The 5,929-nt window shown below is 74.1% G+C and carries 7 protein-coding genes and 1 riboswitch; of the genes, 3 read left to right on the top strand and 4 right to left on the bottom strand.

The window, feature by feature from the left end; genetic code table 11:
• From B7L92_RS36555 to B7L92_RS36540, 4 genes are all read right to left on the bottom strand, one after another.
• Positions 1–646: ATP-binding cassette domain-containing protein (locus B7L92_RS36555; protein ID WP_255311313.1), on the bottom strand; the 646-nt coding region annotated here is incomplete at its 3' end.
• Positions 643–1,551 carry an ABC transporter permease gene (locus B7L92_RS36550; RefSeq protein WP_081241465.1) on the bottom strand — a complete coding sequence of 303 codons (909 nt, stop codon included), beginning with the start codon at positions 1,549–1,551 and terminating at the stop codon, positions 643–645. The genes B7L92_RS36555 and B7L92_RS36550, both read right to left, overlap by 4 nt.
• 5 nt (positions 1,552–1,556) lie before the next feature.
• On the bottom strand, positions 1,557–2,525 hold the full coding sequence (locus B7L92_RS36545) for an ABC transporter permease (protein ID WP_081241464.1): 969 nt from the start codon (positions 2,523–2,525) through the stop codon (positions 1,557–1,559).
• A 20-nt stretch (positions 2,526–2,545) separates the two neighbouring features.
• Positions 2,546–4,147 carry an ABC transporter substrate-binding protein gene (locus B7L92_RS36540; protein ID WP_081241463.1) on the bottom strand — a complete coding sequence of 534 codons (1,602 nt, stop codon included), beginning with the start codon at positions 4,145–4,147 and terminating at the stop codon, positions 2,546–2,548.
• A gap of 193 nt (positions 4,148–4,340) precedes the next feature.
• Positions 4,341–4,523: riboswitch (cobalamin riboswitch) on the top strand.
• Positions 4,524–4,553: 30 nt separating this feature from the next.
• On the opposite strand from B7L92_RS36540, the gene B7L92_RS36535 reads away from it, so the two are divergent.
• The 3 genes from B7L92_RS36535 to B7L92_RS36525 form a co-directional block, all read left to right on the top strand.
• The gene (locus B7L92_RS36535; RefSeq protein ID WP_081241462.1) at positions 4,554–5,261 is read left to right on the top strand and encodes an energy-coupling factor ABC transporter permease; all 708 of its coding nucleotides are present in this window, start codon (positions 4,554–4,556) and stop codon (positions 5,259–5,261) included.
• Positions 5,258–5,695, top strand: a complete 438-nt coding sequence (locus tag B7L92_RS36530; protein ID WP_081241461.1) for an energy-coupling factor ABC transporter substrate-binding protein — start codon at positions 5,258–5,260, stop codon at positions 5,693–5,695. The genes B7L92_RS36535 and B7L92_RS36530 overlap by 4 nt, the downstream gene beginning before the upstream one ends.
• Positions 5,696–5,701: 6 nt before the next feature.
• Positions 5,702–5,929 (top strand): CbiQ family ECF transporter T component (locus B7L92_RS36525; protein WP_218030499.1); only part of this gene is annotated, 228 nt, incomplete at its 3' end.

Below are 5,929 nucleotides of genomic sequence, written 5' to 3'. Positions count from 1 at the left end.
CGACGGTGTGGTCCACCAGGTCGCGGTCCAGGCCGGTGGTGGGTTCGTCGGCGAGCAGCAGGGGTGCCCCGCCGACCAGGGCGAGGGCGGTGGCGGCGCGCTGGGCGAGGCCGCCGGAGAGCTCGTGGGGGTGGCGGTCGAGGTGGTCCGGTGGGAAGGCGGCGCGTTCGGCGGCCCGCTCGGCGGCGGCGCGCAGGGCCGCGCGGCCCCGGACGCCGGTGAGCTGGGCGACCGTCTCCTCCAGCTGGGAGCGGATGGTGCGGACGGGGGTGAGGTGGGCGGCCGGGCTCTGCGGTACGAGGCCGATCCGGCGGCCCCGTACGGTGCGGGCGAGGGTGCGTTCGCCGGCGGTGAGCAGGTCGAGGTCGCTGAGCAGCGCGCTGCCCGCGGTCTGCGCGTTGGCGGGGAGCAGGCCGAGGAGGGCGGAGGCGAGGACGGACTTGCCGCAGCCGCTCTCGCCGATCAGGGCGAGGCACTCGCCGGGCGCCACGTCGAAGTGCGCGTCGGTGACGGCGGCGACCCGGCCCCCGCCGGGCAGCAGGAAGCGCACCGACAGCCCGCGGACCGACAGCACGGGAGAGCGCCGGGCGCGCCCGGCCCCCTCGACCCGCTCGGTTCGCTCGGTTCGCTCGGTTCGCTCGGTCACAGCATCAGCTCCGATCGGCGCCGCGGGTTGATCCGCTCCCGCCAGACTCCGGCGAGCCCGGCGATGGCGAGGGTGGGGATGATCAGGAACAGGCCGGGGAAGAGGGTGGGCCACCACTGGCCGGCGAGCAGGGAGCCGCGGGCGCCCTGGATGAGGGTGCCGAGGCTGGCCGTGTGGGTGGGCAGGCCGAGGCCGAGGAAGGACAGCGCCGACTCGTGCCACATGGCGTGCGGGATCATCAGGACGGCGGCGAGCCCGGCCTGGGGCAGCACCCCGGGCAGCAGGTGCCTCACCGCCACCCGCCACCGGGAGGCGCCGCCGGAGACGGCCGCGTCGATGTAGGGGCGGGAGCGCAGCGAGAGGACCTCGGCGCGCACGATGCGGGCGGTGGACAGCCAGTGGGTGAGGGCGACGGAGACCACCACCGGCCAGACCCCCGGGCGGAACATGGCGACGATGAAGATGCCCAGCAGCAGGTGCGGGACGGACGCCACGGTGTCGACCAGGCGCATGACGACGCGGTCGACCCGGCCGCCGAGCGCCCCGGCGGTGGCGCCGACGGCGGTGCCGATCACGGTGGCCGTGAGCGCGGCCACCACGCCGACGAGCAGGGAGACGCGCAGGCCGTAGACGCAGCGCAGCAGCAGGTCCCGGCCGACGTCGTCGGTGCCGAAGGGGTGGGCCCAGCTGGGCGGCCGGAGTTTGGCGGCCAGGTCGACGGCCTGCTGGTCGAGCTGGACCAGCGGCGGGACGAGCAGCACCGCCAGGACGGTCACGCCGACCAGCGCGGCGGAGGTGCGCAGCCGCAGGGTGTGGGTGGAGCGGCGGGCGGTGCCGTGCCCGCGCCACGCGGTCGGGGCCGCGGGCCCGGCGGTGTCCGCCTTCTCGACGGTGGTGTCAGCCATGGGGATCACATCTCACTCAGCTTCACCCTCGGGTCGGTCAGTCCGTACAGCAGGTCGGCCAGCAGGTTTCCGGCGAGGACGGCGGCGGTGGCGAGGGTGGTGAGCGCGGCCAGCAGCGGGAAGTCCACGGCGGTGGCCGCCTCCACGGTGGCCGCCGCGATGCCCGGCCAGCTGAAGACGGTCTCCACCAGCAGGGCGCCGGTGATGAGTTCGGGGACGCGGGAGCCGATCAGGGTGAGGACCGGCAGCAGTCCGGAGCGCAGGGCGTGGCCGAGCAGGACGGTGCGTTCGCTCAGGCCGCGGGCGCGGGCGCCGCGCACCGGGTCCTCGGCGAGCGCGTCGCCGACGCCCTGGCGGACGTAGAGGGTGAACCAGGGCAGCTGGGAGACGGCGAGGACGCCGGCGGGCAGCACGAGGTGGCTCAGGAGCTGTCCGGCGGTGACGTGCTCGCTGCCGGTGTCGGTGAGGCCGCCGGCCGGGAGGACGTCCAGTTCCAGGGCGAACAGCCAGACGGCGAGCAGGGCGATCCAGAAGACCGGCGCGGCCTCCAGGGCGTAGGAGAGGGAGGTGACGGCGCGGTCGAGCGGCGAGCCGGGGCGGCGGGCGGCGAGCACGCCGAGCACGGTGCCGAGCAGGACGGCGACGGCGAACGCGACGGCGCACAGCAGCACCGACCACACCAGCCGTTCGCCGATCACCTCGGTCACGGGCTGCCGCATCACGCTGGAGTGACCGAGGTCACCGCCGACCGCGGAGGTCAGCCACTCCCACCAGCGCGCGGTGAACGGCCGGTCCACGCCGAGGTTCTCCCGCAGCCGGTCCAGGGTCTCCCGGTCGGCGCCGAGCGCGGCGGTGCCCGCGTAGGCCTTGACCGGGTCGAAGGGGGAGGCGGCGGCGAGGGCGAACGCGCCGAAGGTGACGGCGAGGAGCACGGGCACGGCGAGCAGGGCCCGCCGTGCCGTGAGCCGCGCCATCGCTCCCCAGGGCAGGGACGTCACTTCTTCGGCTGCCAGTCCTCGACGTTCCACCACGGACCGCTGGCGAAGCCGTGCTCGTGCGGCTCGGTCTGCGTGGTCGGCCCGTCCCAGCGGTCGGCGAGGACGTACAGGTGGTCGATGTGGGTGAGGAAGGTGTAGCCGGGGTTCTTCACCAGCGCGCGCTGGAGGTCGTCGTAGGCGGCCTTGCGGTCCGCGGGGTCCTGGCTGCGGCGGCCGGTCTCGAGGGCCTCGTCCACGGCCGGGTTGTCGTAGCGGGCCATGTTGTTGAAGCCGTCGCCGGCGAGGGAGGAGTGCAGCAGGGTGTAGAGGCCGAAGTCGGGGTCGCCGGTGCTGCCGAAGCCGGCGAGGACGGCGTCGCTCTTCATCCGGGGTTCGATGACCTCCCAGGTGCCGCTCTCGACCTTCACCTCGATGCCGGCCTTCTTGGCGTCGGAGGCGTAGGCGAGGGCGTGGTCCTGGCGGACCTTGTCGCCGGAGGGGTAGTAGAGGGTGAACGAGGCGCGGCGGCCGTCCTTGGCGCGGACGCCGTCCTTGCCCGGCTTCCAGCCGGCGTCGTCGAGGATGCGCCCCGCCTCGTCGAGGTCCCGGTCGCGTGCGACGTCCTGGGCGAACCAGTCGTCGTCCAGGGGCAGCGGGCCGTAGGCGGGGCGGCCGGCCCCGTCGAGGATCTTGTCGACCATCGCCTTGCGGTCCACGGCGAGGTCCAGGGCGCGGCGGATCGCGGTGTCGCCGGTGACCGGGTGCCCGGTGGGGAGGGTGACGGCGCGGAAGTCGTAGGACGTCGCCCGGTACGTCTTCCTGCCGTCGTCGTCCTCGAAGGTGGCGGCGAGGTTCGGCGGCAGGACCGCGCCGTCGAGGTCGCCGGAGCGCAGCCGGGTGGCGCGGACGTCGTCGTCGGCGATGATCGCCATGGTGAGCTTCTTCACCTTCGGCGCGCCGCCCCAGTAGTCCGGGTTCGCCTTGAACGTGAGCTTCTCCCCCTTGCTCCAGCCGGTGAGGACGTACGGTCCGGTGCCGACGGGCTCGGTGTTGAAGGAGCCGGTGTTGGGGTCCTGATCGCCGGCGACGTGCTCGGGGACGATGGGCAGCACCGTGCGGGCGGCGAAGCCCGCGTAGGGGTACTTGAGCGTGAAGACGACCTTGTCGTCGCCGTCCGCCCGCACCTCCTCGAGGGCGTCCAGTTCGCTCTTGGCGGTGTTGTTGGTCTTGTCGTCCAGCACCGTACGGTAGGTGAAGACGACGTCCTCGGCGGTGAGCGGCTCGCCGTCGCTGAACTTCACGCCGTCGCGCAGGGTGTAGGTGTAGGTGCGGCCGCCGTCGCCGACCTCGGGCAGCGCCTTCGCCAGCGCGGGCTTCAGCTCCAGGTCGGCCTCACGGGCGAGGAGCCCGTCGAAGATCTTGGAGTTGCCGTCCTTGCCGTAGCCGAGCAGCGGGCTCAGGGTGTCCGGCTCGGTGGAGACCCCGATCACGACGGAGTCGGCGGACGCGCCGCCGCCCGTGCCGCCGCCGCCCGGCGCCGAGCACGCGGCGAGCACACCGGCCGTCGCCGCCGCGACGGCGGCACCCCGTACTCGTCGGGGTATTCCTCGGGTCGTCATCGAACCTCACATCCCTGATGCCTGATAATCGCTGTTGCATATTAATTGCAGCAGGGCCCTACCCAGGACCGGCCTCCCCCAGTCCCCCGCTTCGACGGGCGTACGGCCGGTGCCGGACCCGCAGGTGTGCGCCGGGGTGCCGGGCGCCGTCCACGCGCCCCCGCGTCCGCTTGTCAGGGGGTCGGAACGGGCACTACTGTCGCCACGCCTTGGTGACGGGAAATCGGTGCGACACCGGTGCGGCCCTCGCCACTGTGATCGGGAAGTCCGGCTCCGGTCCTCACGGACAGCCACTGGGTCTCTTGGGACCCGGGAAGGCGGAGCACGGGCGGTGGTACCCGTCAGCCAGGAGACCGGCCAAGGCACGTCAACCATCCACGAGGTGCTGGAGAGGGTCTGCTGAGCCATGCACATAGCCGAGGGTTTCCTCCCACCGGCGCACGCGGTCGCCTGGGGCGCCGCGTCGGCGCCGTTCGTCGTCCACGGAGCCCGGTCGCTCATCCGTGAGGTCAGGGAACATCCCGAGAGCACGCTGCTGCTCGGCGCCTCGGGAGCGTTCACGTTCGTGCTGTCCGCGCTGAAACTGCCCTCGGTGACGGGGAGCTGCTCCCACCCCACCGGTACGGGCCTGGGCGCGATCCTGTTCCGGCCGCCGGTCATGGCGGTGCTGGGCACCATCACCCTGCTGTTCCAGGCGCTGCTGCTCGCCCACGGCGGACTGACCACGCTCGGCGCCAACGTCTTCTCGATGGCGGTCGTCGGCCCGTGGGCCGGGTACGGCGCCTACCGGCTGCTGCGCCGCTGTGACGCGCCGCTGATGGCGGCGGTGTTCTGCGGCGCGTTCGTCGCCGACCTGTCGACGTACTGCGTGACGAGCGTCCAGCTGGCGCTCGCCTTCCCCGACCCGGGCAGCGGGTTCCCGGGCGCGCTCGGCAAGTTCGGCTCCGTCTTCGCCGTCACCCAGATCCCGCTCGCGGTGAGCGAGGGGCTGCTGACCGTGCTGGTGATGCGCCTGCTGGTGCAGTCGAGCAAGGGGGAGCTGACCCGGCTCGGCGTCCTGCTGACGACGGCCGGGCGGAAGACTCCGGACGCGGCCGGGGCGGTGGGCCGATGAGCCGGAACGCGAAGATCAACGGCCTGCTGCTGCTCCTGGTCGCCGCGCTCGCGGTGCTGCCCCTGGCCCTCGGGCTCGGTGACCACAAGGAGGAGCCGTTCGCGGGCGCCGACGCCGAGGCGGAGACGGCGATCACCGAGCTCGACCCGGACTACGAGCCGTGGTTCTCGCCGCTGTACGAGCCGCCGTCCGGGGAGATCGAGTCGGCGCTGTTCGCCCTCCAGGCGGCGATCGGCGCGGGCGTCCTCGCGTACTACTTCGGGCTGCGGCGCGGGCGGCGGCAGGGCGAGGCGCGGGCACAGGCGCGGCCGGGGGCCCGGGCGGGCGCCGGGGACGCGGCGGACACGGACGCCCCGGCCGGAGCGGGCACGGCCCCCGCGGCCGGAGCGGGCACGGACGCCGGGGACGGGGCCGCTCCCGGACGGCGGGACTGACGCCCCGTGCTGCCGATCGACACGGCGGCGCACGGCAGTCGCTGGCGCCGCCGCCATCCCGTGGACAAGGCCGTGCTCGGGCTGGGACTCACCGTGCTCGCCGTCTCGCTGCCGCCCTGGCCGGGCGCGGCCCTGGTGCTGCTGACCGCGCTGGCGGTGCTGCTGGGCCCGGCGGGGGTGCCGGGGCGGCGGTTGTGGCGTGCCTACCGGGTGCCGCTGGGCTTCTGCGTGACC

Source organism: Streptomyces viridosporus (genome assembly GCF_002078235.1).
Taxonomy (GTDB): domain Bacteria; phylum Actinomycetota; class Actinomycetes; order Streptomycetales; family Streptomycetaceae; genus Streptomyces; species Streptomyces viridosporus.
The sequence above is the reverse complement of the archived record's forward strand: the minus strand, read 5'-3'. Positions and strand labels throughout refer to the sequence as shown.